24 protein-coding genes are annotated in these 26,739 nt (G+C 52.7%); 4 read left to right on the top strand and 20 right to left on the bottom strand.

What is annotated here, in order from left to right; translation table 11 throughout:
- Nucleotides 1–71 precede the first annotated feature (71 nt).
- The 3 genes from DPF_RS11190 to DPF_RS11180 all read left to right on the top strand — a co-directional run bounded on the left by DPF_RS11190 (nucleotide 72) and on the right by DPF_RS11180 (nucleotide 4,999).
- Entirely contained in the window at nucleotides 72–2,042 is a 1,971-nt protein-coding gene (locus DPF_RS11190; protein WP_069859721.1) for an ATP-binding protein, read from the top strand.
- 17 nt (nucleotides 2,043–2,059) lie between these two features.
- Nucleotides 2,060–3,442 carry a sigma-54-dependent transcriptional regulator gene (locus DPF_RS11185; protein ID WP_069859720.1) on the top strand — a complete coding sequence of 461 codons (1,383 nt, stop codon included), beginning with the start codon at nucleotides 2,060–2,062 and terminating at the stop codon, nucleotides 3,440–3,442.
- 204 nt (nucleotides 3,443–3,646) lie between these two features.
- Nucleotides 3,647–4,999, top strand: coding sequence for an MATE family efflux transporter (locus DPF_RS11180; RefSeq protein WP_069859719.1), 1,353 nt, complete (start codon nucleotides 3,647–3,649; stop codon nucleotides 4,997–4,999).
- A 255-nt stretch (nucleotides 5,000–5,254) separates the two neighbouring features.
- Here DPF_RS11180 and DPF_RS11175 read toward each other — a convergent pair whose 3' ends face one another.
- From DPF_RS11175 to DPF_RS11165, 3 genes are all read right to left on the bottom strand, one after another.
- Nucleotides 5,255–5,551: a thioredoxin family protein gene (locus DPF_RS11175; protein ID WP_069859718.1), complete on the bottom strand. Its 297-nt coding sequence runs from the start codon at nucleotides 5,549–5,551 to the stop codon at nucleotides 5,255–5,257.
- Nucleotides 5,552–5,589: 38 nt separating this feature from the next.
- On the bottom strand, nucleotides 5,590–6,723 hold the full coding sequence (locus DPF_RS11170) for a permease (protein ID WP_231702173.1): 1,134 nt from the start codon (nucleotides 6,721–6,723) through the stop codon (nucleotides 5,590–5,592).
- A gap of 89 nt (nucleotides 6,724–6,812) precedes the next feature.
- A complete protein-coding gene (locus DPF_RS11165; RefSeq protein WP_069859823.1) occupies nucleotides 6,813–7,166 on the bottom strand; it encodes an ArsR/SmtB family transcription factor in 354 nt (117 codons plus the stop codon).
- A 511-nt stretch (nucleotides 7,167–7,677) separates the two neighbouring features.
- Here DPF_RS11165 and DPF_RS11160 point away from each other — a divergent pair.
- Nucleotides 7,678–8,334, top strand: coding sequence for a divalent metal cation transporter (locus DPF_RS11160; protein ID WP_176724248.1), 657 nt, complete (start codon nucleotides 7,678–7,680; stop codon nucleotides 8,332–8,334).
- Nucleotides 8,335–8,499: 165 nt separating this feature from the next.
- On the opposite strand, the gene DPF_RS11155 is transcribed toward DPF_RS11160, so the two are convergent.
- The 17 genes from DPF_RS11155 to DPF_RS11075 form a co-directional block, all read right to left on the bottom strand.
- Entirely contained in the window at nucleotides 8,500–9,012 is a 513-nt protein-coding gene (locus DPF_RS11155; RefSeq protein ID WP_069859717.1) for a ferritin, read from the bottom strand.
- A gap of 228 nt (nucleotides 9,013–9,240) precedes the next feature.
- Nucleotides 9,241–10,527 (bottom strand): amidohydrolase family protein, encoded by a 1,287-nt coding sequence (locus tag DPF_RS11150; protein WP_069859716.1) that lies wholly within the window; start codon nucleotides 10,525–10,527, stop codon nucleotides 9,241–9,243.
- Nucleotides 10,528–10,684: 157 nt separating this feature from the next.
- Nucleotides 10,685–11,626: an ABC transporter permease gene (locus DPF_RS11145; RefSeq protein ID WP_069859715.1), complete on the bottom strand. Its 942-nt coding sequence runs from the start codon at nucleotides 11,624–11,626 to the stop codon at nucleotides 10,685–10,687.
- Between the two features lie 4 nt (nucleotides 11,627–11,630).
- The gene (locus DPF_RS11140; protein ID WP_069859714.1) at nucleotides 11,631–12,680 is read right to left on the bottom strand and encodes an ABC transporter permease; all 1,050 of its coding nucleotides are present in this window, start codon (nucleotides 12,678–12,680) and stop codon (nucleotides 11,631–11,633) included.
- Complete coding sequence (locus DPF_RS11135; protein ID WP_069859713.1) at nucleotides 12,677–14,212, bottom strand: ABC transporter ATP-binding protein; 1,536 nt, start codon at nucleotides 14,210–14,212, stop codon at nucleotides 12,677–12,679. The genes DPF_RS11140 and DPF_RS11135 overlap by 4 nt, the downstream gene beginning before the upstream one ends.
- A 94-nt stretch (nucleotides 14,213–14,306) precedes the next feature.
- A complete protein-coding gene (locus DPF_RS11130) occupies nucleotides 14,307–15,299 on the bottom strand; it encodes a BMP family protein (protein WP_083254664.1) in 993 nt (330 codons plus the stop codon).
- Between the two features lie 299 nt (nucleotides 15,300–15,598).
- Nucleotides 15,599–16,735 carry a PQQ-dependent sugar dehydrogenase gene (locus tag DPF_RS11125; RefSeq protein WP_069859712.1) on the bottom strand — a complete coding sequence of 379 codons (1,137 nt, stop codon included), beginning with the start codon at nucleotides 16,733–16,735 and terminating at the stop codon, nucleotides 15,599–15,601.
- A gap of 267 nt (nucleotides 16,736–17,002) precedes the next feature.
- Complete coding sequence (locus DPF_RS13785; protein ID WP_083254663.1) at nucleotides 17,003–18,106, bottom strand: FRG domain-containing protein; 1,104 nt, start codon at nucleotides 18,104–18,106, stop codon at nucleotides 17,003–17,005.
- Between the two features lie 731 nt (nucleotides 18,107–18,837).
- Complete coding sequence (locus DPF_RS11115; RefSeq protein WP_231702172.1) at nucleotides 18,838–19,248, bottom strand: cupin domain-containing protein; 411 nt, start codon at nucleotides 19,246–19,248, stop codon at nucleotides 18,838–18,840.
- Between the two features lie 198 nt (nucleotides 19,249–19,446).
- On the bottom strand, nucleotides 19,447–20,595 hold the full coding sequence (locus tag DPF_RS11110; RefSeq protein ID WP_069859709.1) for a pyridoxal phosphate-dependent aminotransferase: 1,149 nt from the start codon (nucleotides 20,593–20,595) through the stop codon (nucleotides 19,447–19,449).
- Nucleotides 20,596–20,620: 25 nt separating this feature from the next.
- A complete protein-coding gene (locus DPF_RS11105; protein WP_069859708.1) occupies nucleotides 20,621–21,646 on the bottom strand; it encodes a sugar kinase in 1,026 nt (341 codons plus the stop codon).
- A gap of 9 nt (nucleotides 21,647–21,655) precedes the next feature.
- Nucleotides 21,656–22,576: a bifunctional 4-hydroxy-2-oxoglutarate aldolase/2-dehydro-3-deoxy-phosphogluconate aldolase gene (gene eda / locus DPF_RS11100; RefSeq protein ID WP_069859707.1), complete on the bottom strand. Its 921-nt coding sequence runs from the start codon at nucleotides 22,574–22,576 to the stop codon at nucleotides 21,656–21,658.
- Nucleotides 22,577–22,599: 23 nt separating this feature from the next.
- Nucleotides 22,600–23,334 (bottom strand): amino acid ABC transporter ATP-binding protein, encoded by a 735-nt coding sequence (locus tag DPF_RS11095; RefSeq protein WP_069859706.1) that lies wholly within the window; start codon nucleotides 23,332–23,334, stop codon nucleotides 22,600–22,602.
- Nucleotides 23,335–23,350: 16 nt separating this feature from the next.
- On the bottom strand, nucleotides 23,351–24,010 hold the full coding sequence (locus tag DPF_RS11090) for an amino acid ABC transporter permease (RefSeq protein ID WP_069859705.1): 660 nt from the start codon (nucleotides 24,008–24,010) through the stop codon (nucleotides 23,351–23,353).
- Between the two features lie 4 nt (nucleotides 24,011–24,014).
- Nucleotides 24,015–24,674 carry an amino acid ABC transporter permease gene (locus DPF_RS11085; protein ID WP_069859704.1) on the bottom strand — a complete coding sequence of 220 codons (660 nt, stop codon included), beginning with the start codon at nucleotides 24,672–24,674 and terminating at the stop codon, nucleotides 24,015–24,017.
- A gap of 75 nt (nucleotides 24,675–24,749) precedes the next feature.
- Nucleotides 24,750–25,556 carry a substrate-binding periplasmic protein gene (locus DPF_RS11080; RefSeq protein WP_069859703.1) on the bottom strand — a complete coding sequence of 269 codons (807 nt, stop codon included), beginning with the start codon at nucleotides 25,554–25,556 and terminating at the stop codon, nucleotides 24,750–24,752.
- An 84-nt stretch (nucleotides 25,557–25,640) separates the two neighbouring features.
- Nucleotides 25,641–26,480 (bottom strand): MurR/RpiR family transcriptional regulator, encoded by an 840-nt coding sequence (locus DPF_RS11075; RefSeq protein WP_083254661.1) that lies wholly within the window; start codon nucleotides 26,478–26,480, stop codon nucleotides 25,641–25,643.
- Nucleotides 26,481–26,739: the final 259 nt, after the last annotated feature.

The following is a 26,739-nucleotide window of genomic DNA, read 5'->3' as shown; positions in this document are numbered from 1 at the left end:
TCCCGGTTTCTTTTTCATGCACCTTTCTGCAGGAGAGGAAATCGGGAATTTTTGAAAAAACAGCACTTTTTATGGTGGCGAAAGAGAAGCATAAACCGTACAAGGCACCCATGTTTTGCACACGCATTCCTGTTTTTTTGCTTCTGATTCTTCTCCTGCCGGGTTTGCCGCCGGTACATGCCTCGTCCCGACCAACCTATACCATCGGGGTCCGGGCCATTTCCCCTCCCTTTTCTTTTCTGTCCATACAAGATGGCCAACAAATCATCCGCGGATATACCATTGACGAATGGCTGATGATCGGAAAAATTATCCAGGCTGATATCAAATTTGTCCAAATTCCTGACCTGAACAAACGCAAAGAACTGCTTAAAAACGGCAAGATACATTTTATTTCCCACGGTACGCAAAAGCTGGCTGATGAACTGGGATACACATTTATCCCGGTAAATTACAGTTTGAAACAACATCTCTATGTCCATAAAGGGTGTACCTCGGTCACCTGCCTGAAAGATCTGCACAACAAACGGGTCATTATCATGCAGGGGGTCGATTATGAATCCTCTATGCGTAGTCTTCGCAAGTCCATCAACGTTCCTTCGTGTCTGGAAGCCTTGAATATGCTCAATAGAGGTGTTGTGGACGTGTTTATTGCGCCTTCGGAGAAGGAAGCAGATTATATTATTGCGGACCAGGAATTCAAAAATGTTTTGAAAAAAGGTATGCCTCTCAAAGAGATACCTTTAGGAATTATGGTTCCACCAAACACTCCTGATCTTACCCAAAAACTTGAAAAGGCAGTGGAGGATCTGAAGAAAAACGGATCACTGGAACAACTCCGTGAAAAATGGTTTGGTCGTTCCATTACAGAAACCTTCCGGTTGGGACGGTATATCCGGCATCTGCTTTTCGTCTTGGTCGGGCTGGCAACGTTTCTTATGCTCGCCATGGCCTGGAGTTTTCTTCTTCGCCGCAAAGTGGCCAAGGTAACGAAAGATTTACAGCGCACGGAACAACGTTATCGGGTACTGATTGAATCTTCACCGGACATGATTTTTCTGGTCAATAAAGAAGGTCGTATTCTGCATGCCAACAAACAGGCCTGTGTCATGTTAGCCCTTGCAGCAGGTCATGATAATCTGCGGTTGGACCAGATCTTGGTGCAAGGGGAGGTGCCGGCAATGGCATCATTTCTGTGTCATGTTTTCAGCGAAGGCTATGGCAAACACGAGTTTACTCTGCAAAGCCTTTCAGGAAACAAGGTGTTGGCAGAGATTGCAGGGCAGCTCATTCAAGAAGAACAGACAGAAGCTCTGGGGTGTCTTTTTGCCCGCGATGTGAGCGAACGCAACAAAATGGAAGAAGATCTCATCCAGTCTGAACGGCTGGCAATTATCGGCAAGATGGCCGCCTCGGTAGCCCACGAAATAAATAATCCACTGAGTATTATTCAGGCGAACGCCGAAGAACTGCTTTATGCCGACGACCTTTCCGAAGATCTTCGGGAAGGTCTTTCAGCCATTCTGCGTAATGCTGAACGAGCCGGGGAAATAACCGGCGGAGTTCTGGCTCAGGCGGCCCCCAAAGCGCAATGCAAAGAAAGAATCAATGTCCTTGATTTGCTTGAGGAAAGCGTCATGCTGGTCGGCCCCAAAGCCAAAAAGGATACCATCCGCATCAATGTGAGTGATGACCCACTCTTTATTTACGGTGATATCCGTTCCCTGCAGCAAGTCTTCATGAATCTGCTCTTTAATGCCATTGAAAACATGGACCCCGGCAAAGAAATAACCCTGAGTGCCGACAAGACCGGGAGCGGAGAAAACAGTACTATCCAGATTGTGGTCCGGGACCAGGGCAAAGGCATTGCCAGAGAAAATCTTCGCCAGATTTTTGAACCGTTTTTTACTTCTCGCAAGGGCGGTTTCGGATTGGGCCTTTTTATCACCAGACGGATGGTGGAACGGAATAACGGCCTGATTTATGCGGAATCTGAACCCGACAGAGGAACTTCGATAATCCTGGAATTTCCAGCTGTTTAAACTAATGGAAAATAACCATGCCCGATAAGATTCTTCTGGTGGACGATGAAAAAGAGTTGCTGACCGTTCTGAAAAAATCTCTGACACGACAGGGCTATAAAGTTTACACTGCCGAAAACGGAGAAGAAGGCTGGAATGCCCTTGTTGAAACCATGTTTGATCTGGTCATAAGCGATCAGGCCATGCAGCCGGTGGACGGTCTGGAATTGCTCCAGCGCATCCGCAGTATAGACCACCACCAGCCCTTCATCATCATGACCGGTGCAGGCAGCATTGAAAGCGCAGTGGAAGCCATGCGCATGGGGGCCTTCACCTACATTACCAAACCTTTCAAAACCCAGGAACTGGCACTTTTGGCCGGGCGGGCCATTGAGTATGGTAAATTGCATCGCCGGCTGGAAGATTACGATTCTCGCGAGAAGCAAAATGCCACTGCCGGTATGGTCGTGGGAAACAACCCCGTTATCAAGCAAATGCTTTCCACCATTAAAAAGGTTGCAGACTCAGAGGCATCTATTCTCATCCAAGGGGAAACCGGGACCGGGAAATCCATGTTTGCCAAGCATATTCACAAGATCAGTGCCCGCAAGGACAAGCCTTTTTTTACCATCGACTGTGGAGCATTGTCCGAACACCTTTTGGAAAGCGAGCTCTTTGGTCATGTCAAAGGGGCTTTTACCGGAGCGGTTCGGGCCAAGCGAGGGCTTTTGGAAGAAGCTCAGGGCGGAACTATATTTCTGGATGAAATCGGCGAACTCACCCCCTCAACCCAGGTCAAACTCCTGCGAGCCATTCAGGAAAAAGAAATCAAACCCGTAGGGGGCAACATTCCCATACATATCGATGTTCGATTTATCTCCGCGACCAGTCGTAATTTAAGTGAAGAAGTGGAAAAAAACGGCTTTCGCAAAGACCTTTATTATCGTCTGGCCGTCATCCCATTGCATCTGCCAGCGTTGCGAGAACGCAAGGAAGACCTGGGTTTTTTTGTGGACCATTTCATTCGTAAATGTAACAAAATGTATAATAAGAAAGTTACGGAATTGGATCCAGCAGCCATGCAGGTGCTTATGAATTCTTCCTGGAAGGGAAATATCCGGGAACTGGAAAATATTATTGAGCGGGCAGTGCTCCTGACCGATGATACGGTCATCGCGGTTGATTCGTTATATCATTATGTCAGACCTTCCACACCACCCGTGGCCTCGGAAATCGATACCTCCTCATCCCTTAAAGAAGCAGTGGAACAGGCCGAAAGAGCAGCCATCCGTAAGGCCCTGAAAGAGGCTGCAGGTAACCGGTCCAAAGCCGCCCGGGTACTTGGCATAAGCCGCCGTACTTTGTACGACAAGCTGGAATTGTACGATTTTAATAGTCGGGAAACTCCGTCAACAGCTTGAAATTATTTGGTCATTATCCCAGGACCATATGTTTTGAATAACCAGAAAAGTTACAGTATAACTGTGATTTTTCTGGTTATAATTCTTTTGGCGCAGGGCAACGGTAATATCATCTCAAGAATTCGAAGCGGTTGGGGGCCACCTTAAACTTTTTTGACACATGCTCCTGCATGGTGCACAATTCCCTGTTTTTCAAGGAAGATCATGAAAGATTCACAACGCATGGGCACGGAACATATCGGCAAACTGCTCATATCCTTTTCCGTGCCCTCCATCATCGCTGCGGTTGTCACCTCCATGTACAATGTGGTTGACCGCATATTCATCGGCAATGGAGTGGGCTCCCAGGGCATTGCTGCCGTGTCCATCTGTTTTCCCATCATGATGATCATGATGGCCTTTGGCATGCTCATCGGACGAGGCGGCAATGCCCTGGTATCCATCAGGCTGGGGGAAAACAAACAGGCCGAGGCCGAGATGATTCTGGGCAATGCCTTTGGCCTGTATATGCTTCTGGGAGTGGGATTCACCTTTTTTGGCCTCATCTTTCTTGATCCATTGCTTGTGTTTTTCGGGGCCAGCAAGGCCATCCTCCCTCTGGCCAGGGAATATCTCTTCATTATCCTTCTGGGGAGCCTCATGCATGAGATTTCCTTTGGCATGAACAATTTCATCCGGGGGGAGGGCAATCCCACCAAGGCCATGGCGACCATGCTCATCGGGGCGCTTCTCAATGTCATTCTTGATCCCCTGTTCATCTTTGTTCTGGACATGGGCATCCGGGGGGCTGCCCTGGCAACCGTCCTGAGCCAGACCGTGTCCGCCTTGTGGGTGTTGCAGTATTATGCCAGCGGGACGGCCCTGCTTGATCTTCGATGGCGCCATTTTTTTCCCCGGTGGCCCATTGTCAAGGCGATCATGAAAATCGGATCGCCTCCGCTGGTCATGAATCTGGCGGGCTGCCTGATTGTAGCCATAACCAACCATGCCCTGGTCCGGTACGGCGGGGATGTGGGTGTTTCGGTCATGGGGGTCATTTTCAGCGCGTCCATGCTTTTGATGATGCCCTTAAATGGGCTGTGCCAGGGAGCCCAGCCCATTTTCGGGTATAATCACGGGGCTGGCCGACCGGATCGGGTCAGAAAGGCCCTGATTTTGACCCTTGCCTTTGGAACCGGCTTTGCCCTGTGCATGTTTCTGATGATCCAGCTTGGTGCCGGACGGATTTTTCAGCTTTTCAATGCCGCAGACACCTCTTTTGTGGCCATGGGCACCCAGGCCATCCGCATCAATATGGCCATGGTTCCCTTGATCGCGTTCCATTTTGTAACGGCCAACTATTTCCAGGCCATCGACAATCCCCGGGTGGCCATGTTTCTTTCCATGACCAGGCAGGTAATGTTTCTTCTGCCCCTGTTGGTGATCCTGCCCATGTTCTGGGGATTGCAGGGGGTATGGCTGGCCGGACCTGCTTCGGATCTGGCCTCGGCAGCCATTGCCGGTGTGCTGCTGGTGCGGGAACTGGGTGAAGACGGTAGACTTGGAAGGGAGAAGTAAGGCGGCAGAAATGTTTTGAATGCACAAGGAGCAACCCTGATGCGGGTCATGCTCTGCAGACTTTTGGGGCACTACCTGCCCAGAAAAAAGCCCCTCATTGAGGGGCTTTTTTGACTTGGTTGGGAAGGAGGAATGATTTATTGATGAACTCGACCCTGGTGAACATGGTGTCTTTTCCAGTCTCCTGGGCCTGTGAGCAAAGGATCCGTGGACATGGTTGTTCTTCCGGGGTTCTTGTTCACCATATGGCATCCCCTAGCAGTTGCCGCCGCAGGAGCAGCATCCGCCACAAGAAGCAGGTGAAGAAGGGGCATCACCAGCCCCGTCTATCCATGCGGCAATGTCCTTTTTGGAAGGAACCCTACCGGTGGTTTTCACAACTCCGTCAATGGCAACGGCCGGGGTGGACATGACCCCTGCAGCCAGCATTTGCTGGAGATCAGACACTTTTTCCACGGTGATGTCCTTGCCCGAGGCCTTGACGGCCTCCCTGATGAGTTTTTCCGTTTCCTTGCATTTGGCGCAGCCAGGTCCGAATACTTTGATTTCCATAATGTTCTCCCGTTTGGTTGTTTGTTGGCAGATTGTGTTTAGACGACGTACGGGCCAAGGATGTTGAACAGCCAGCCCACCAGGGTGAAGATGATCCATAGATAGCCTATAAAGGTTGCCTGGAGTTTGAGGGTCATGACCTGCCGCAACATCATCACCTCCGGGATACTGGCGGCCACGGCGCTCATGCAGAATGCCATGGTGGTGCCAATGGGCAGACCCTTGAGGAGCAGGCTTTCCATGATGGGGACTATGCCGGTTACATTGGAGTACAGGGGAATGGCCACCATAACCGAGGCAGGAACAGTCCACCACTCGCCGGCGCCGAAGTTTTCGGCAAACCAGTTGTCCGGCACCAATCCGTGGAGCAGGGCACCGATACCCACGCCGATGATCACCCATTTCCAGACGCGCTTGAAAATGGAGACCATTTCCTCATAGGCAAAGGTGTGGCGCTGGCGCACGCTTAGTTTCTGGATCTCCCCGGCCTCGTTGACAAACTCATGTGCCGGGGCTTTTTTCATGGCTTCAATCATGAACGGCTGCAACCAGCGATCGGCTTTTAATGTGTCCATGATAAAGCCGCCAAAGATACCTGCGGTCATGCCCACCAGCATGTAAATCACCGTGAATTTCCATCCGAGCAACCCCCACAACAGGACCACGGCAATTTCATTGATAAGGGGAGAGGTCATTAAAAAGGCCATGGTTATGCCGATGGGGATACGGGCCGTGGTGAATCCCAGGAACAGGGGAATGCTCGAGCAGGAGCAAAAGGGGGTGATGGCACCAAAAACAGCGCCCAGAAAATAACCGAGACCGCGTCGCTTGCCTGCGAGATAATCACGGACCCGCTCCACGTTCAAAGACGCACGTATCCAGGCTATACCGTAAATAAGGGCCACCAGAAGGAGCAGGATTTTCACCGTGTCATAGATGAAAAACTGCAGGGACATGGCTAGATGGGAATCGGAATCCATGCCCCACAAGTCAAAGACCAGCCAGTTGGAAGCAGGCAGGATATTACCGTAGGCAAGCCACCAGAGGACGGCCAGAAAGGTGATGACGGCAAGATATCTGAAATTCCAGTTTTTGGCGCCATCATCCATAAGGGAAGCCGCAACACGGGGAGACGAGCAGCAACAATCGGTGTTTTTGGATGGAGTAGACATGGTTTTCTCGCTTGAATTACTCATGGGTTTGATCAACGTTCGTTGAAATGTTGATATATTGAAATAAAAAAACAGGCCTCAAGGTCCGTTTACACACGATCCGGAAGCAGTCCTGGCGCCAGCTTGCTGGTCTCTCTGAATTTCTGGCATGTTGCAGGATTGTCCGCGCAACACTCGGAAGTCAGATAGGCGACAATGTCCAGCATTAACGGGATATTTGCCTTGTAGCGCATGAACCGTCCCTGGCGTTCCACATCGGCCAGACCGCTTTGCACAACAACTTTCAGGTGGAATGACAGGTTGGTGGATGGAATATCGAGCTGCTTGGCAATGTCCCCAGCCACCAGGCCGTTGGGAGCGTTTTTGACCAGGAGCCGGAACAGGTCGAGGCGCACATCCGATGCGAGCGCTTCAAAAATTTTGCTGGCCTGTTTGCTTTCCATGTGATGAAATTTCAACATCAATTGAACAATGTCAAGTGGTATTTTTCAACTTTGCCAGCTGTCGGCAAGAAACCGTGTTATTTCTGCAGGATATATCCTGGCCAGCAACAGGTATACCCAAAGGGTTTGAAAGTGAGAACAAAGGATCACGTCTTCCTCGGGCTGTTTCGGGGAGGCGGACTGACGTAACCGGCAGGAGAACGGTCATGGCAGGGGGTATTGAATACCCGGGATTTTGCAATCAAGGCGTGATGGCCGGAGGGTGCTCCCGGAATCACGGCCTTGCAGGAGGAGACAACAGGCATGGGCCCGGGCCAGGCGAGGCCAGCAGAGCAGTCCGGGTATACCGCAGGGAGTTTCTTTTGACCTCCCATGCGTTGACCTTGTTCTGGCCACCATTTCCGCTGTGATCATCGCGTCGGAAAATGGCGCGGTTGCCCCGCCTGATTATCAGACACCTTCCATATGGAGCATTGCATCCATCGGATTTGTCGTTATCATGATGGGTTGGATGCCCGCTCCCATTGAGATTTCCTGCCTTACCTCCATGTGGCTGAAAAGTCAGAAAAGCAAGCAGAATGTCACCCCGAGTTCAGCCTTGTTCGATTTCAATGTGGGGTACGTGGGAACAGCATTTCTGGCCGTGGTCTTTCTGGCCCTTGGCGCCCTTGTCCTCCATGGCAATGGGCAGGAATTGAAAACTTCCGGCATCGGTTTTTCCCATCAGTTGGTGAGCATGTATGCCTCAACCATTGGGGAGTGGTCACGTTACCTGATTGCTGTTATTGCTTTTTTTTGTATATTTGGAAGTACCATTACGGTTATCGACGGGTATTCGCGAGCTATTGCCGAAGCACAGCGCCTTATGCAATCCAGAAGGATCGAAAAGCTTACCTATCATAACACGTGGATGCTCATTGTCAGTGTTGTCGCAATGATCATTTTGCTTTTCTTTACATCCAAGCTGATGACCATGCTCAATTTCGCAATGATCCTATCCTTTATGACCACACCAGTGTTTGCCCTGCTCAATTATCGCCTGGTAATGCAATCCCGGTTAAAGGGCGAACTGGCCTTAACCGCCCGCATGAAGGCCCTGAGCTGGATAGGCCTGATCTATCTGTTCGGATTTCTGGCCGTATTTGTCTGGTGGAAATGGTTGATGTAGTTTTTTCCCCGTTTATAAGCAAAAAACACATTGCACCTATACGTATATTTGGCGAACAGGTGTGATGTGTTTTTTTGTGGGAATATTTTCAGAAGGTTTGAAGCTGATGAGACATACGAAACCCCAAGAGAAGATCTCCAGGGGATTCGTATCCGGTAGTCCGGGTTACGCTTCAGTCTGGGGTGGGGTAAACACGCGTTGCCCCATGTCCCGGTCGAGCATGAAAAGGCCGCTGCCGGAGTCACCCATCAGTTTGATCTTGTTCAGCACGTCACCCACAGAGTCCTCTTCTTCTACCTGTTCACTGACAAACCACTGGAGGAAGATCGTGGACGCGTGGTCTTTTTCTTCCATGGCCAGATTGACCAGATTATTGATCAGGCCCGTCACTTTCTGTTCATGTTCCAGAGTTGCCTCCATGACAGCCCGGGGGGATTCCCACTCGGTGGGAGGGCCTGCAATGGGAGCCAGTACAACCTGACCACCCCGCTCCATGATGTAATCATAAAATTTCATGGCGTGGAAGAGTTCTTCCTGAGCCTGGGCCTTCATCCAGCCGGCAAAGCCCGGGAGGTTTTGGTTTTGAAAAAAGGCCGCCATGGAAAGATAGAGATACGATGAGTACATTTCAGCATTGACCTGATCATTGAATGCCTTTTCCAGTTTTTTCGAAAGCATGGGAGATCCTCTTTTTTCGTTAAATGATTCCGGGGTAGTGGTATCTATAAACTCTGATATGGAAATTGTCACTGCCCCATGGTGAATATTCTACCATTTCAGGATTGTTGTGACAGGGGTTATAGGCAGAGGTTTGTCGACTGTGCAAACTCCGCCAAAGAACGTGTTGGCAAGCCGAGGGAGATGAACCTTTCTTGTTGCAAGGCCATGGGAACCGGGAGGGTCGTGCTACCGGTCTTTTCTTCCAAGGCGGAAATCAACCTCTTTCGTTTTTCCAGGGAGATGAACGCGTGCTCGGACTGGATCGGTTTCCGCGATCACATGGCCTCGCCGGATGACGGCCAGGCGGGGCGGTTTCAAGCGGATGGCCTCCATGACGCTCCCGGCCTGGAGCATGATCAAGTCCGCGTTGCACCCGGGTTGAAGGCCGTAGCCCGAGAGACCCATGATCCGGGCTCCGTTTGTCGTGACCGCACCGAAGAGTTGTTCCTGGCCATCAACTCCTGTCATGTGCAGACAATGGGCAGCCATGTGGGCCACTTCGAGCATGTCGTGACTGCCCATGGGATACCAGGGATCCATGACGCAGTCATGACCCAGGGCCACGTTCACCCCCCCGGCCATGAGTTCAGGAACCCGGGTCAGTCCGCGGCGTTTGGGATAGGTATCCTGACGTCCCTGCAAGGCAATGTTTACCAGGGGGTTGCTGACGCAGTGCAGCCCCGCCTCGGCCATGAGCGGGATAAGCTTGGTGACGTAGTAATTGTCCATGGAGTGCATGGAGGTCAGATGAGAGCCGGTTACCCTGCCGTGAAGTCCGAGGCGGGTGGTCTCATAGGCCAGACTTTCCACATGGCGGGAGTGGGGATCGTCGCTTTCGTCGCAATGCATATCCACCATCAACCCCCGCTGGGCAGCGATTTCACAGAGTATCCGGACGGATTCCCGCCCCTGATCCATAGTGCGCTCAAAATGGGGAATGCCACCCACGACGTCAACGCCCTTATCCAGGGCCCGTACGAGGAGATCCAAGGCTCCGGGGGAGCGTAGGACTCCGTCCTGGGGAAAGGCCACGATCTGTATGTCGACAAGATCCTTCATCTCTTCCCGGACCTCCAGAAGCACATCCACGGCCATGAGAGAAGGATCGCATACGTCCACATGGGTTCGGATGGCGAGAGTGCCTTTGGCCAGGGACCAAGTCAGCATTTCCATGGCCCTGTCCTTGATGGCCTGGGCGGTAAGATCAGGCTTGAGCTCTCCCCAGATCTTTATGCCTTCGAGCAGGGTACCACTGCGGTTCAATCGGGGCAGCCCCAGGGAGAGGCAGGCATCCATGTGAAAATGCGGGTCCACAAAAGGCGGGCAGACCAGATTACCGTCCGCATGGATTTCCCGAGCACCCTCTACCTCGATGTTGGGGGCTATGGTTTCAATGCGTCCTTCCATGCAGCCGATGTCCACACGTTGGTCCCGGCCTGGAATGGTGGCGTTTTTGATGATCAGATCGAACATGAATGTTTTCTCCTCGTGGTGATATTTTTCAGGAACGCAAGGGGCATGACGGCGGTACTTGTCATGCCCCTTGCGTTTTTCGTGATGAAGCGTGTGTCGAGCTGTCCTTGCACGTCGGGTTTGTTCCGTGGAACTTCCCTGCGGCACAGTTGCCGCCTTATCGTTCTCCCTTGCGAAACGGCACCAGCAGCGCTTTGGGATAACTGGCCTTTCTGGACATGATCACCAGGGCAATGATGGAAAAGACATAGGGCATCATCAGATAGACCTGATACGGGATGAGGGAGATTGATTGCTGCTGAACGCGCATCTGGATGGCGTCGAAACCTGCGAAAAACAGGGCGCCGAGCAGTGCCTTGCCCGGTTTCCAGGAGGCGAAAACCACCAATGCGATGCAGATCCATCCACGGCCGTTGATCATGCCGATATAGAAGGCGTCAAAGGCAGAGAGGGTCAGATAGGCTCCGCCAACAGCCATGAGAGCCGAACCGGTCATGACGGCCAGGGTCCGGATCAAAAAGACGTCAACTCCCTGGGATTCAGCGGCCATGGGATTTTCTCCCACCATGCGCAGAGCCAGGCCTGCCGGGGTGCGGTACAGTCCGTACCAGACAACCCCAAGGACCGTGAGGGCCAGCAAGGTCATGGGGGATAGGCTGAACAGAATCGGGCCGATGCCGGGAATATCCGAAAGAAACGGAATATCCACGGCTTCAAAGGGAATGATTTTGGGAGGAGTAGTGGCCTCGGGGAGGAGCATTCTGAAGACAAAGGAGCTCAGGCTCGAGGCCAGCATGGTGATGCCGATGCCTGTTACGTGCTGGGAAAGTCCCAGATAGACGGTAAACAGGGCGTGGATGAGGCCGAAGAGGGCGCCGATAAAGGCCGCGAAAACAACCCCGCCCCACAACGTGCCACCCTGGTAGACCCACATCCAGCCGGACATGCATCCCGCGGCCATGATTCCTTCAATGCCCAGGTTGAGCACTCCGGCCCGTTCGCAGATGAGTTCACCCAAGGTTCCAAAGAGCAGAGGCGTGGCCATCCGGATGGTGGCGATCCAGAATCCGCTTTCAAAAAGAAGTGCTGTCAGATCCATATGGTTACCTCCACCTGATCCGGTAGCGGACCAGAAGCATGCTTACGATGACGGCCAGCAGGGAGAGGGCCGTGGTCACATCGGCGATATATGTGGAAATGTTCAGGGCACGGCTCATGGAATCGGCCCCGATCTGGATCACGGCCACGAAAAACGCTGCCAGTATCACCCCTAAAGGATTCAGGGCCGCCAGCATGGCGACGACAATGCCCGAATAGCCGAATCCCGGTGAGAGATCGATGGTCAGGTAGCCCCGCAGGCCGCAGAGCTCACTGACCCCGGCGCATCCGGCCAGTCCGCCGCTTATGATGGCCGTACGAATGATGGTGGAGGTAACGGGAAGACCGGCAAAGGTGCTCGCCTTGAGGTTGGCACCCACGGCCCGGATATCGAATCCCCATACCGTGGCGCGCATGAGCACCCAGGTTCCCAGGGCGCAGACAAGGGCGATGATCAGTCCCAGATGGATACGCATTTTGGGCAGCAAAGTGGGGAGGATGGCTGCATCCACCACCGGATTTGCCTGAGGCCATCCCATGGCCATGGGATCTTTCCACGGCCCGAAGACCAGCCAGTTGACCACCAGAAGAACAATGAAATTGAGCAGCAGGGTGGTGACAACTTCGTCGGCTTTGAGATGGGTTTTGAGCAGAGTCGGCAAGAGCAGGAGCAATCCCCCGGCCAGCCCGCCGCTCAGAAAAAGAAAAGGAATCATCACCGGAGCCGGGAGATCAATGGCTCCGGTACCCAGCCAGGTAGCCAGGCAGGCTCCGGCATAGAGCTGGCCTTCGCCGCCAATGTTCCACAATTTGGCCCGGAAGGCCACGGCAGCTGCAAGTCCTGTGAAAATGAGAGGCGTGGTTCTGGTCAGGGTTTCGCTCAGGGCAAAGGTCGAGCCCAGGGCCCCTTTGATGAGAAGGTAAAATGCCGTGAACGGGGAGGCTCCGGCCCAGACGATGAGCAGGGAACACAAGGCCAGGGCAATGAAAACCGCCATAAGAGGGGCCAGCAGTTTACGGGTTAGGGAGACATTCTGACGGGGTTCGAGTCTCATGCCGCCCCCTGTGATCGTGTACGTCCGTCTTGGTCGCTCATGAGCAGACCGATACGGGTACGGTCCGTATCTTCGGTCCGTACCGGGGGACTCAGGCGGCCTTCGTGCATCACCTGGATGCGGTCGGCCAGAAGAAACAATTCGTCCAGGTCTTCGGAAATGACCACAAGGGCGGCCCCCTGTTTGCGGGCCGCAAGGAGCTGTTGGTGAACAAAGGCGGTGGCGCCCACGTCCAATCCCCAGGTGGGCTGGTTGGCCAGGATCAAGAGAGGGTTTTCCGAGAGGATGCGAGCCAGGATGAGTTTTTGCATGTTGCCGCCGGAAAGATTGCGTACCGGACCGTCCAGGCCGGGACAACGGATATCGAAGGCGGCTATGAGTTTTTCAGCCCGGCGGCGGAGTTTTTTGAAATTGATGCATCCCCAGGTTGTGCCCTGTGGTGAGTGGATAATTTCTGAGGAGAGGTTTTCAAGTACGCTCATGTCTCCGATGAGTCCTGTGCCCTGTCGGTCATCGGGAATGCGGCCCATGCCATGACGGATCATGGTCATGGGTGAGGTGGATGTCATGGAACGTCCGTTGAGGAGGATAGTGCCTTCATCGGGAGTGATCAGGCCGCAAAGCAGATCTGCCAGCCGGGCCTGTCCGTTCCCGGAGACTCCGGCGATCCCCAGGATTTCTCCTTCATGCATGGTGAGATCGACAGCTTTGAGCTGGCTGGTTCCGTCCGGATCGGTCACGCTGACTCCGTCCAGAGCCAGAACTGTTCTGCCTGATTTGCGTGATTCGCGGTGGGGAACGGGAACAGACCCGCCGATCATGGCGTGGGCCAGATCCCGGGAAGAGGTTGCGGCCGTGTCCGTTTCATGGACAACCTTACCGTGACGCAGGACCACGCACCTGTCTGACGCGCGCATGACTTCCCGCAGTTTGTGGGTGATGAAAATGACAGAGAGTCCCTTCTCGGTCATGGTCCGCAGGGTGGCAAAGAGCTGGTCGCTTTCCTGGGGAGTGAGCACGGCCGTGGGTTCGTCCAAAATGAGAATTTTCGCATCCCGGTACAGGGCTTTGAGAATTTCTACGCGCTGGCGCTGGCCCACGGAGAGGTCGGCAACTCTGGCTCCGGGATCAACGGTGAGACCAAAAGTCCTTCCTATTTTCCGGATACGTTTGGCAGCGGCCCCAAGGTGTAGGCGCAGGGAAAGCAAGGAACGGGTTCCAAGGACGATGTTTTCAAGCACGGTCATGTTTTCAGCCAGAGTGAAATGCTGATGGACCATGCCTACACCGCGTTCCAGGGCAGCCCTTGGCGAGCCTTGGGGAAGTTCCCTGCCAAAGAGAAGTACCCTGCCTTTATCAGCCACATAATGGCCGAACAGAATGTTCATGAGGGTGGTCTTGCCGGCCCCGTTTTCACCCAGCAGCGCCAGCATTTCGCCCTTGGCAAGATCGATGGAAATGTTGTCGTTGGCCAACACCGGGCCGAAGCTCTTGGTGATGTTTTGGAGACTGAGGACGCTATTTTGGGTCATGAGAAACCTTGTGGGAAGAACCCGTAAAAAAGCGATAACCCGCCGGGCGGACCTGACGGGCGTCCGGCGGGTTCATTGCACGGGAAAGACGGGATTAAAAGGTGGATTTGGGTTCCTCATCGTTGATGGGGATTACCAGTGCCCCAGATTTGATGGCCTGTTCCTGTTGGGCGATGAGCTTTTTGACCTCGTCCGGAATCCGGCTCTCAAACTCGTGGAAGGGGGCCAGGGACGAGCCGCCTTTGGCCATCATGGTCCACTCACGGTAGTCTTCAGCCGTGAAGGTGCCTGCTTTGACCTTTTCAATGGCGTGTCCGAGAGCAGCGTCCATGTGCCACAGAGCCGATGTGACCACCACGTCCTTGCCGTTTTCTTCCAGGTTCATGTCGTTGACGTTGCCAAAGGCAATGATCCCTTTTTTCCGGGCTGCGTCCACCACCCCGCCGCGTTCGGCGTAGAGAACGTCTACACCTGCTTCCACCTGGGCAAAAGCAAATTCCTTGGCCTTCGGCGGATCATACCAAGAGCCTATGAAGGAAACCTTGAATTGAACGTCGGGGTTGACTGCCTTTGCCCCGAGCATGAAGGCATTGAACAGCCGGTTGACTTCCCCGATAGGGTAGCCGCCGACCATGCCGATCTTGCCGGTTTTGCTCATCTTGGCGGCAATCATGCCCATGAGATAACAGGGTTCGTGGATATAGTTGTCGAAGACGGACAGATTGCTACCGTGGGGACCGAAGGAGTCGCCCATGAGAAAAGCCACTTTGGGATAATCAGCCGCCACCTTGCGCACATCACGGGTGATACCGAAGGCCTCGCCCACGATGAGATCGGCGCCGCTTTCGCAGTACTCGCGCAGAACCCTGATATAGTCGGTATTGGAAATTTTTTCGGACCAGACATAGTCGATCTCGCCGGCCGCCGCGCTTTTGGTCAGGGCTTTGTGCAGGGTTGCGTCCCATTTCTGCTGGATGGGTTGGGTATAGATGCCGGCCACCTTGATTTTTCCGGCATGGGCGCTCATTGGAAGGATGGCCAGGCCCACGATGAAGAGGAGCGCCAGGGTTTTGCCTATTCCATTCATGAAGTTTTCTCCGTTTATGTGGTTGAAGGTGAACCGCAAATGGGTATGCCCGGTTCAAAGGCGTCGATGGTTAAGCAAGCTTTGTACCAAAAATATAATATTTCAGGGGAGAGGGAGGGTTGGAATAAACCCAAGGTATGTGTGGGGAGGCGTATTGGCAAAATTGTCAATAAGTCCTTGGTGAAATCCTGAGCGATGACGCTTTTGTGTACATACTTGTGAAGATCTGTGATAAAAACAAGAAAACTGCATGGTGTAAAAAAGATACTCAACGCCCGGCATACTTCATATGCCTTTTCCTACATGGGTGTGAGCCGAATCAGGCGGCCGCCTTGTTCATCCTCCAGCACCCATAGGGCGCCTTGAGGGCCCTGCTCAACCTCTCGAATGCGCTGGCCCATGGCAAAACGTTCAGCCTCGTGGGCATGCTCACCCTGCATGGTGATGCGCAGCAGACATTGTGAGCGGAGTCCGCCGATAAATCCATTGCCCTGCCATTGAGGGAACATGGATCCGGAGTAGATGATCAGACCTGATGGGGCCACAGTGGGGATCCAGTAGAGGGTAGGGGCATGGAATTCCGGACGGGTATCATGATCCGGGATGGGAATGCCGGAGTAGTTGTCGCCCCAGGATACAATGGGCCAACCGTAATTGTGGCCGCGCACGATACGGTTGAATTCGTCACCATGCCGGGGTCCCATTTCATGGACCCACAATTGTCCCTGGCTGTCAAAGGCAATGCCAAGCATATTGCGGTGGCCCAGAGTCCAGAAGGTTTTGGCCAGTTGGCCCTTGTCCTGAAACGGATTGTCATGGGGGACTGATCCGTCAGGGTTGAGCCGGATGATCTTGCCCAGATTCTGCTCCCAGCTTTGGGCAGGTGTTTGCTTTTGCCGTTCACCCGAGGTGATGAAGAGATGCCCATCCGGGCTGAAGGCCAGGCGGTGGGAGTAATGCCCATTACCCGTGACTTTGGGTTGCTGCCGCCAGATGACTTCAAGGTCTTCCAGTCGGGGTGATGCAGAGGGGAGACGCAGCCGGGCCCTGGCAACAACAGCTCCCCGTTTCCCGGATGCATCCTCCTCGGCATAGGACAGGTAGACCCAGTGATTTTGGGCGTAGTCGGGGTGGAGAATGATATCCCCCAAACCGCCCTGACCCCCGTAGGCCACCAGGGGAACATTGGCGACAGGTGTCTTGGAGCGGTCATCCACGTGAAAAAGGAGCAGAGTGCCCTGTTTTTCGGTTATGAGCAGGTTGCCATCGGGCAGAAAGGTCATGGCCCAGGGTTCGTTGAATGTGCCAAAGCTCTGGGCAGAAAGTTTTGATCCGGCAGTACCGTCAATTGTGGTCCGGGAAGACTCGGCACAGGCACCGGATGCCAGCAGGACAAACCACAGAAAAAGGTAGTTCATGAAGCGCAATGATCGCATAGTCGTTCCCCCTGTTGTATCTTTTCGGTCTCGTAGTCGGACCCCTTGCTGATTAAAAAAATCACTTGATCCTATGTGCACGATTTCGGGGAAATTGGAAAAGGATTTTTTTGTGACGACCAGGGGATCACATGGCATTGGGAGAATACAGGGGGGTGATGGAGAAGGATTTTTGAGGGGTTATAGTTTCAGTGTGGTCCCGCTAACGAAGGAAATGGCGAGTAAATTCAAGTGAGTGAACTGATAAGAGAATTAAAAACAGCAATATTATAAAGGATCTGAACAACCACGATATTTAATGTTTTTTATATAAAGGTCACGCCTTCTGCGCCATTCATTTGCGGTTTTCTTGAGAATATCATTTTCAGGGCATTGAATGGGTTGGTTTGTTATTTTATAACCTTCATTTAGAATTATTGATTTTACATCTTCATATGAAAGTTCACTAGGTAGTAAATTGTTTTGAATCGATAATTCAATTGATTTGTATGTCACTGTTTTGTTTTGTCTCAAGGAATCTATAAGGTCTTCAAATGGGTCTTTTGGAAAAAGTGAAATGGCTCCACCAACGGCATCGCTATATTTTTGTGCAAGATCTTCTGTAACAATAAATTTTTCAGTATAAACACCAGGAAAATGTTCTAGATTTTCATTTTTACCTAGCTCCAAGCCAAAAGCCTTTTGTGCAAAAGGTCTAGGAAATGGATCTAGGCCAATTGGCATCATATCTGTAGTTTTATGTCTTGTTTTAATCATTTTTGCAATATCTATGGTATATAGAACTGCTAAATTACCCACTGCAGCTTTTGGATTGTCAATACCTTGTGAGAAATCATGGGTAGCAAAGAACATGGCCACTTTTTTTGATCTGGTAAGGTCTAGCATTTTGGTAGGGTATTGGTAGTGCTGAGCAATTGCCTGCAAGTTAAAATCAAATTGTAGGCCATCAAAACGCCAATTCATCATAATGTCGTTCACTGCAGGATGAAATTTTATTAAATTGAATAAATCTAATCGCTTAATAGTCCAGTATATTTGATCTTTATATGTGTATTGATCGCGAAACAAGCTTGGCTTACAGTTAGGATAATATTCTGATTGCCCTCTGTATAGACGCGGACTAAATTCTGGTCCAGGCATCATGCGGTACGTATTTTCAGATGTTTGTACTAAAAATAAATCATCTTCATTACCTGATGTTATACATCCAATTTGATTAATAATTACATTGTCATTAGAAACATTAAAAGGAAGTAACATCCCAATATATTCTTGAAATGATAAAACATGCTTGCCATGTCTTTTTTGTTGTTTTTTCATTTTGGCTGTATTTAATTGCACGGTTATGTAGTTGTCACTGTTAGTGGTCATGCTATAGACACGATGGGTCGGTGTTAGGCTTTTATTTTAACAGTCAGCTAAGATAAGTGGATGAATTGTCCACGGAAACAATTTTGTATGTTTACTGCAGGTGGTTGCTGTCGTATTTGGGCTGTTGTCATCTTTATCTGCATGACGTGTGTGCCGAGAGATCTGAAAGTTTGTATTGATAATCTGATTGCGGGTAATCACCCTATGTTCATCGTAATTGACAGGTTTTATAGGGTATTTTTGTTTTCATAAACGCTGGCATAGCAATCCGATAACCGGAAAGGGGGGTCTTTATATTCACCCGTCGGTTGGGCATCATTTTGTAATAATTCGTTTCTATCGCATCACCTAATTGCATGACACAAGAGCTTGGAAAGTGCATTTTGATGTGTTGCGTTGCCCCCGTTCGAGGTTATCCTTCTGGAATTGTTTTAAATTCTTCTTTGGTGGCCGCCTAATACAAAACGGCCCGAAAGGATTATCTTTCGGGCCGTTTCCAGTAGGAACTGCGTGGGTTGGGCTGTGTTTACACCTTGAGGTTGCAGAACTTGCAAAACCGGTTGATGCCTTCCCGAATCTGCTCGGTATCCGCGCAACAGGAGAGAGGATGAATTTGTCCGAGTTATGGCCAGGTCAGACCGCTGGTCGTTGTTGCGGGTGAGAACCGTCTGGAAACACCAGGAGTTTCATCGACAATTTCATCAAATCCGTGTTGTCCGGTTCTGCGCTGTTTATTTCCGATTCGTGTCTTTGATGTTTTTTATGGTTATGAGCTTGTCCTTAACTCCGGCATAAAAGACCATTATTTCCGCTGGTTCAGTGCCTTCGTTTATACCGTAGTGAAGACTATCAACCACTTCAACAATGGGATCTCCGGCTTTGAGGTGCAGGGTTTTATTATCCGTAGTAACAACAGTTAATTCACCTTTCAATAAAACACCTGCGTTAATTACAGGGTGTTCATGTAGCGGAAGTTTCATTTTGGGTGGAATTTCAATCTTGAGTATTGTTACTTCTGGCTGCCCATTGGGATAGGCTGGTAAGGTTTCACCGTTCCAGCTTGATGTTGTTTTGGTTAAAACATCAACAGTGACACTTTGTTCATTGAGTGCAAAAGCATTGGTTGAAAGTATGCATGTCAAACATACTATGTGCAAGATGCATTTTATCATTGTTTTTCTCTCTTGTGGTAAAGGTGAGGTCACTGGTGTTTATGAAGCCCAGCGCATAGCCATCCCTGACAGGCGTTGTGAGCAACTGTTTTGAACGGAAAACGGCCCGGAAGGAGAACCTTCCGGGCCGTTTGGGTGTACGTCCATCAATTACCGGTGTCCAGTGTCTTACACCTTGCTGTTGTAGAACGTGCAAAATCGGTTGATGCCTTCCCGGATCTGTTCGGTGTCCGCGCAAAAGGAGAAGCGGATGAACTTGTCCGAATCCTGGCCAAAGGTCAGGCCCGGGGCCGTGGCAACGCCGGTTGCCTTGAGCAGTTCCTTGGCAAAGGTGTAGGAATCCATGCCGGCCTTGGAAATATTGGCCATGAGGTAGAAGGCTCCCTTGGGACGGGAGAATTCAAAACCTTCCTGTTGCAGTTTGTCCATGACCAGATCTCGGCGTTCCCGGTAGGCTTCCACCATGGTGCCAATGCAGTCCTGGGGACCGTTTAACGCGGCCTCGGCTGCCTTCTGGGATACTGCCGAGGCACAGGATACATAGGGTTCCAGAATCTTGTTCATCTGGGGGGCTACCTCGGTGGGAGCGCTGTAATAGCCCACGCGCCAGCCGGTCATGGCGTAGGCCTTGGATACCCCGTAGATGGAAATGACATGGCCGTTGGGATCGATATTCAGGGGCGAGTGGTGTTCTCCGTCAAAAACGATCTTGTCGTACACTTCATCGGAAAGGATGTAGATGTCATGTTTTTTGGCGAATTCCACCAGTTTTTCGATGGTTTTTTGGGAATACACGCCTCCGGTGGGATTGGACGGGGTGTTGATGATCATGACCCTGGTGCGGGGGGTGATCAAAGGCTCCAGATCCTCCATCATGGGCTCAAAACCGTTTTCCTCCCGCAGGGGGTAGAAAACCGGGGTGCGTTCCATGGCAATGGTCTGCATGTAATAGTTGGGCCAGCCCGGATCAGACAGCAGGACTTCATCGCCGGGATTGGTCACGGCCATCATGGCCTGGGCCAGGGCAAACACGGAACCCGGGGCAATACCGATCTGTTGGATGCCGACCTGGCCACCGTCCCTTTGTATCTTGCCCAGACAGGCTTCACGCAGGGAAAGCAGACCGTTGTTGGCGGTATATTTGGTAAAACCGTCGTGAATCGCCTTGCAGGCGGCCTCTTTAATGTGATCGGGGGTCTGGAAGCCGGGCTCGCCCAGTTCCATGTGGATGACATCGTCCATGCCCGAGGCCAGATCCATGATGACACGGATTCCGGAACGGGGCATCTTGTTGAGAGATTCGCAAAGAGTTTTCATGAGGTATTCCTGGAGTACTTTGAGGTTATCTTTGATCCCGACCCGCTGCACCTTGGGCAAGGGTCTGTATTTCTTCATGTGTTGCCCGGAGGAAATCACCGGGAATGGAGTGTTTCAGGGCCCCGGCAGCCACTGCAAAATCAATGGTTTCCCGGGAGTCGCCTGTCTTGTCCAATGCATGCAGCAAACCGGCAGTAAAGGCGTCGCCTCCGCCGATACGGTCCACAATGTCTTTCATTTCAAAAACAGATGAGGTCCACATGGCCTCCGGGGTGACCAGCAGGGCGGCAGTGGACTGATGGTCTGCGGATCGGGTCCGGCGGACCGTGATGGCGATCTTTTTGATATTTGGCCAATGCTCAAAAACCTCATCGGCCATGGGGCGGTATGCTGTCGGGTTGTGGTAGATATCCTCTTCGTCAACCCGGGCAGAAAGGCCCAGACAGGATTGAAAGTGCCCCTCATTGCCGATGAGCACGTCCACGTATTCCATCATGCGACGGTACACGTCAACATGGTTGACCTGGTACTGCCAGAGGGTTGCGCGCAGGTTCAGGTCGCAGGAAACAGTGAGTCCCATGTCCCTGGCGGTTTTCATGGCCTCAAGGGTGCAATGCATGGCTGTTTCGGAAATGGCCGGGGTGATGCCTGTTATGTGGAACCAGTCCCGATGGGCCAGGAGCTCGCGCCAGTTGAAAACTCGGGGCTCGGCCCTGGCAATGCAGGAATCGGCCCTGTCGTACACCACCTTGATGGGCCGCTGGTTGGCACCGGACTCCACAAAGTACAGACCAAGACGACCTTTGCAAAAGGCGATTTTGGAGACATCCACCCCGTGTTTGCGCAGTTCATCCCGCACGGCAATGCCAAGGTCGTTGGTTGGCAGGGCCGTGACAAAAGAGACATCTTCGCCAAGACGGGCCAGGCCTACAGCCACATTGGCTTCGGCGCCAGCCATGGTCACTTCAAGGGATGGGGTCTGGAAAAGCCGTTCGTATCCGGGGGCCTTGAGCCGCATCATGATTTCACCAAACATGGCATAGCGGGTCATGGTTGGCTCCTATGGTTTTTCAACGAGTTGAATGGAGAGATTGCCTATGGTTGCACTCATTCGGGCCGAACGGGTGGTGGGGTCAATGGGGCCCACGTTCTGGCCGTTGCTTTCAAGCCAGACAGCTGCCCGTTGAATGTTGTTGCATGCAATGCACAGGCTGCCTGCCTCTGTCTTGGAAGCGGCAAGGGGCACAAGTCCCGGAACAGGAGTAGGCACAAAAACCTTGGCCAGGGTCTGGAGCAGGGCCAGACCGGTTTGGTCGTTGTTGGTGCCCACCTCTGCTGCAAGGAGTTCAAAGCCGTGCAGACGGGCCAGGGCTTCCTGGGCGTTGCGGGTGATCTGGTCGAACCGGCCGGCATCAATATAGTTTCGTTTGGCAATCCATGTGCCGCCCACAGCCAGAACGCAGTCATTTTTGGCGTAACTGATCAGATTGTCCGGATTGATGCCGCCCAGGGGAAGAAATCGGATGCGTCCCTTAAAGGGAGCGGCCATGGATGCCAGTCCCTTGATGCCGCCTCGGGATTCGGCGGGAAAGAATTTGACGGCCGAGAGGCCTGCTTCCAGAGCCAGTTCGATACCTGTGGGACTGTCAATGCCGGGGATGATCAGCAGATCATTGGCAACACAGTAGTTGACAACGCTGGGGTTGAAACCCGGAGTGACAATGTAACGGGCACCTGCCTCCCTGACCTGGTCCACCTGTTCGGGAGTCAGCACGGTTCCGGCACCAACGAGCATGTCGGGATAGGCCTGGCGAACGGCCTTGATGGCCTCGCAGGCCACCGGGGTGCGGAGGGTGATTTCCATGGCGGCGATGCCGCCGTCACGCAGGGCCTTGGCAACGGGAAGGGCGTCTTCAAGTCGTTCGATTTCAACCACCGGGAAGATGCCGGCGGTCTGGATTGCTTTGAGTATGTTCTGCATGGTCTGTCCTTGAATGGGCTGGATTAATCGTGGGTAATCTGGCGCATGAATTGGCGTGTGCGTTCGTTCTGGGGATTGTCAATGAGCTGACTGGGCGAGCCTTCTTCAACAATGACTCCACCATCCATGAAGATCATCCTGTCGGCTGCCTTGCGGGCAAATCCCATTTCATGGGTGACCACAAGCATGGTCATGCCCGACTGGCTGAGTTCGCCCATGACATCCAGAATACCGCCGGTGAGTTCCGGGTCCAGGGCCGAGGTGGGTTCGTCAAAGAGCATGACATGGGGATTCATGGCCAGACCCCGGGCAATGGCCGCACGCTGCTGCTGGCCCCCGGAAAGATTGTCCGGATAGACATCTACCTTGTCCACGATGCCCACCTTGTCCAGCAGGGACCGACCGATTTCCCGGGCCTCGTCAAGGTCCTTTCCCAGAACCTTGGTCAGGGGCATGGTGATGTTTTCCATGATGGTCAGATGGGGGAACAGGTTGAAGCTCTGGAAGACCATGCCGACGCGGCGCCGCAGATCGAGGAGGTCCGTGTCCGGGGCGTGCACCGAGGTCCCGTCAACAATGACTTCACCAGCCTGAATCTTTTCCAGGCCGTTGAGGCAGCGGAGCATGGTCGATTTGCCCGAACCGCTGGGTCCGGCAAGGATGACGGTTTCTCCGGGTTCGACATCAAAGCTGACCCCTCGAAGGACTTCAAGGGTGCCGAAGCTTTTATGCAGATCGTGAACAGATACTATGGGCATGATAGGATCCTTGAAACTAGGTTGTCTTGTGTTTGAGCCGTTTTTCCAGATTCGCGGAAAGATGGAGAATGGGGTAGCAGAGCGCAATGTAGAAGACGGACAGGACCGCAAAGGTGATGAGCGGTTCCAGGTTGGACTGCATCTGGACCCGGGCCACGCGGGTCAACTCCGTCAGGGCGATGACGGAAACCACGGACGTGTCCTTGATATGCAGGACGATCTGCCCGGAAAGGGGAGGCAGGGTCAGCCTGATGGCCTGGGGAATGATGACGTACCGCATGCGCTGATAGGTGGTCATGGCCAGGACCTTGGCCGCTTCGTGCTGGACCTTGGGGATGGACTGGAGGGCGCTGCGGATGATTTCCGAGACATAGGCGCCCGAATGCAACGACAGGGCCAGGATACCCGTTGTCAGGGCCGAAAGCCTGAGGCCAAAGAACGGCAGCACGTAGAACAGGAAGAACAGGATCATGAGGAAGGGCAGCCCGCGCATGAAATCCACATAGACACGAAGAAGCTGGGAAAGAACCGGTATCCTGAGAAATCGTACCAGACCGGTGATGGTTCCCAGGAGAATGGCAAAGGCGAACCCGGCCACGGCCAGAAGAACCGTTACGGGCAGTCCGCGCTCTGCAAGAAGAATGAAAAGATTGCCGGTCATTGAAAGAATATCCATTATCTTACCATCTCCTCATGCGTTTTTCGAGAAACGAGGTCCCGTAAATGAGAGTGAGGATGATGACCAGGTAAAAGGCCATGGCAGGCAGGAATGCTTCCAGCGGACGGAAGGTAACGGCCTGGGTGACGGCGGCAGCCTTGGTCAGGTCGACCACGCCCATGACAGAGACCAGGGCCGAGTCCTTGACCAGATAGGATGCCTGTCCGATGAGCGGGGGAAAAATGTTTCGAAATGCCTGGGGCAGGATCACGTAGCGCATCTTTTGCCCATAGGACATGGCCAAGCAGTCGGCGGCTTCATATTGCGTGGTGTGGATGGATTCGATGCCCGCCCGAATGATCTCGGCGGCATAGGCTCCCGAGTTGAGCATCAGGGCAATGACGCCCACCAGAAAGGCGGGCAGGATGATGCCGAATTCAGGCAGACCGAAAAAGAGGAAATACACCTGCACCAGAAGGGGTGTTGAGCGGATGAATTCCACGTACACGGTTGCCGAACGCCTCAGCCATGGTTTGTGCGAGAGGCGGGCCAGGGCGACCAGCACTCCCCACAAGACGGCGAGCACGATGCTGATGAGGGAGATGAGGATGGTGTTCTGCAGGCCTGTGAGGATGGCCGGCAGATGATTGACCATCATCTGGTAGTTGAAATCGTAGTTCATGATATGATCGTTTTGACGGGTGAAAAAACGGGGCAGAGAAAATTCTCTGCCCCGGTGACGTGTTGCGCCAAGTGCTTACGGGTGCATGTTCCAGTCGGGCTGCCAGGGCTTGCCAAGCCATTTTTCGTAGATTTCACCATACTCGCCGGTACGCATGATAGTGGCAAAGAACAGGTCCAGCCAGTTCTTCATGCGGTAGGATTCAAAGTCCGGACGGACCGCATAGGCGTAGGCGTCGGGCTGAATGTTGCCCTCGAGCATGGTCAGCCCTTTGACCTTCTTGGCAAAACCCATGACGATGAGCTCATCATTGAGAGCTGCGTCCACCCGGCCGTCCTTGAGGGCCTTGAGCTGGTCGCCGTCCAGCTCATAGGTGACCAGTTCCGCATTGGGGATCTTGGCCTTGGCCACGGTGGCGCCAATGGCCCCTGCAATGGCACAGACCTTTACGCCGGGCTTGTTCAGATCCTGCCAGGTTTTGAAGCCCTTGCCGTCACGGGCAACCGCAAAGGTACCTGTCATGAGCCAGGGGTGGGCAAAGACCACTTTGGTGGCGCGCTCCATGGTGGCTGACATGCGGGCACCAATCAGGTCGATGCGCTGGGAAAGCAGGGCAGGGATGAGACCGCCCCATGCCATGTCGGCGACCTCGACTTCAACGCCCATGTACTCGCCGAGCTTGTTCATCAGGTCGATTTCAAGGCCTTCGGGTTCGCCCTTGTCATTGCGGTAGGCAAAGGGCGGGGCAGCCAGGGTGGTACCGATGACGATCTTGCCGTCGCTTTTGATCTTGTCCAGCAGGTCGGTCTGGGCCGAAGCCACAGATCCAAAGCCAAGGATGGTGACGAGGGAAAGGATAGCCAACAACCAGATTTTACGCATGGAATTCTCCTGTGTTAGATGGTTGAACCGTAAGTGGTGGAACCATAGCTATTGTTTTCATGCGAGACCGTGGGACCGGCATGATCAAACAACTTTTCCGAGAAGGGCACGCTTCACCTTGTCCAGGCGGTCAAAGCCCTCCTTATGCACGATGCGCATGGCAACCGCGAGAAACAGGGCGTCGAGCAGGGCAAGCTGCATGATTCGGCCTGTTTTGGGGGCGAGTCGAAGCGCAGTTTCCCGTGAGAAAACACATAAGGGGATGTCACAGTGTTTGGCCAACTCGGAGTTTTTCTTGCCCAGAATACCGATGAGGGTGGCGCCTGCGTTTTTGGCGATATCAGCGGACTCGATGATATCCTTGGTGGCACCCGAGTGGGAGATGACCACGGCAACGGCCTGTTTATCGAGCTGGGCCGCGCTCATGGCCTGCATGTGGGAATCGTTGTAGGCGACACTGGGTACGCCAAGACGAAAAAATTTGTGATGGGCATCAAGGGCAATGATACCGGAACCGCCCATGCCGTAAAACTCCCAGCGGGTGGCCGCGACCATGGCGTCCACTGCCTGTTCGAGCATGCGACGATCCATGCCGCGTTCGGTGCAGCTTACGGCCTCCACGGTTGAGCGCATGACATGGGTGAATATGGACTCTACCGAATCGGTCTCGGTGATGTCTTCCAGAACCTTGGTTTCAACGGGATGAGCACTGGCAAGACGCAGTTTGAGCTCCATGAATCCTTTGAGACCCAGTTGCTTGCAAAAACGGACAACAGTGGGATCGCTGACTCCGGCCAGACTGGCTGCCTCGGATATGGAGCCGTTCATGACAACGTCTGGCGATGTGAGAACAAGATCGGCAATCTTTTGTTCCGATTTTCTCATCGTCGGCATTTCTGAACGGATTTTTTCAAAAATATCCACTGGTTTCTCGTGTGTTCAACGGTCTGTACCAATGCAGGTCATGGGAGGAGATGAGCCCTTGGATGACAGGTTTCCTGGCTCTTGCCCGCAACCCCTTGTTTCCATCTGCCAAGGGTGCGTTAGACCTTGCCTTACCATGATAACCTTTGTTCTGGTAAAATTACAACATTATTACAGTTTCATGTCAATGGAGTTTCCTTTTTTGAAAAATTGAAATAACTATTTCAAATTAAAGGAATAAATTTTAATTATAAAATGG

This window comes from Desulfoplanes formicivorans (genome assembly GCF_001748225.1).
In the GTDB taxonomy this organism is placed as follows: Bacteria; Desulfobacterota; Desulfovibrionia; order Desulfovibrionales; family Desulfomicrobiaceae; genus Desulfoplanes; species Desulfoplanes formicivorans.
This window is presented reverse-complemented; position numbering and strand designations above follow the sequence as displayed.

Bases quoted from the DNA above. Each gene is read 5' to 3' on its own strand.
- DPF_RS11190 (WP_069859721.1), top strand. From the start codon at position 72: ATGGTGGCGAAAGAGAAGCATAAACCGTACAAGGCACCCATGTTTTGC.
- DPF_RS11185 (WP_069859720.1), top strand. From the start codon at position 2,060: ATGCCCGATAAGATTCTTCTGGTGGACGATGAAAAAGAGTTGCTGACC.
- DPF_RS11180 (WP_069859719.1), top strand. From the start codon at position 3,647: ATGAAAGATTCACAACGCATGGGCACGGAACATATCGGCAAACTGCTC.
- DPF_RS11175 (WP_069859718.1), bottom strand. From the start codon at position 5,551: ATGGAAATCAAAGTATTCGGACCTGGCTGCGCCAAATGCAAGGAAACG.
- DPF_RS11170 (WP_231702173.1), bottom strand. From the start codon at position 6,723: ATGTCTACTCCATCCAAAAACACCGATTGTTGCTGCTCGTCTCCCCGT.
- DPF_RS11165 (WP_069859823.1), bottom strand. From the start codon at position 7,166: ATGGAAAGCAAACAGGCCAGCAAAATTTTTGAAGCGCTCGCATCGGAT.
- DPF_RS11160 (WP_176724248.1), top strand. From the start codon at position 7,678: ATGCCCGCTCCCATTGAGATTTCCTGCCTTACCTCCATGTGGCTGAAA.
- DPF_RS11155 (WP_069859717.1), bottom strand. From the start codon at position 9,012: ATGCTTTCGAAAAAACTGGAAAAGGCATTCAATGATCAGGTCAATGCT.
- DPF_RS11150 (WP_069859716.1), bottom strand. From the start codon at position 10,527: ATGTTCGATCTGATCATCAAAAACGCCACCATTCCAGGCCGGGACCAA.
- DPF_RS11145 (WP_069859715.1), bottom strand. From the start codon at position 11,626: ATGGATCTGACAGCACTTCTTTTTGAAAGCGGATTCTGGATCGCCACC.
- DPF_RS11140 (WP_069859714.1), bottom strand. From the start codon at position 12,680: ATGAGACTCGAACCCCGTCAGAATGTCTCCCTAACCCGTAAACTGCTG.
- DPF_RS11135 (WP_069859713.1), bottom strand. From the start codon at position 14,212: ATGACCCAAAATAGCGTCCTCAGTCTCCAAAACATCACCAAGAGCTTC.
- DPF_RS11130 (WP_083254664.1), bottom strand. From the start codon at position 15,299: ATGAATGGAATAGGCAAAACCCTGGCGCTCCTCTTCATCGTGGGCCTG.
- DPF_RS11125 (WP_069859712.1), bottom strand. From the start codon at position 16,735: ATGCGATCATTGCGCTTCATGAACTACCTTTTTCTGTGGTTTGTCCTG.
- DPF_RS13785 (WP_083254663.1), bottom strand. From the start codon at position 18,106: ATGACCACTAACAGTGACAACTACATAACCGTGCAATTAAATACAGCC.
- DPF_RS11110 (WP_069859709.1), bottom strand. From the start codon at position 20,595: ATGAAAACTCTTTGCGAATCTCTCAACAAGATGCCCCGTTCCGGAATC.
- DPF_RS11105 (WP_069859708.1), bottom strand. From the start codon at position 21,646: ATGACCCGCTATGCCATGTTTGGTGAAATCATGATGCGGCTCAAGGCC.
- eda (WP_069859707.1), bottom strand. From the start codon at position 22,576: ATGCAGAACATACTCAAAGCAATCCAGACCGCCGGCATCTTCCCGGTG.
- DPF_RS11095 (WP_069859706.1), bottom strand. From the start codon at position 23,334: ATGCCCATAGTATCTGTTCACGATCTGCATAAAAGCTTCGGCACCCTT.
- DPF_RS11090 (WP_069859705.1), bottom strand. From the start codon at position 24,010: ATGGATATTCTTTCAATGACCGGCAATCTTTTCATTCTTCTTGCAGAG.
- DPF_RS11085 (WP_069859704.1), bottom strand. From the start codon at position 24,674: ATGAACTACGATTTCAACTACCAGATGATGGTCAATCATCTGCCGGCC.
- DPF_RS11080 (WP_069859703.1), bottom strand. From the start codon at position 25,556: ATGCGTAAAATCTGGTTGTTGGCTATCCTTTCCCTCGTCACCATCCTT.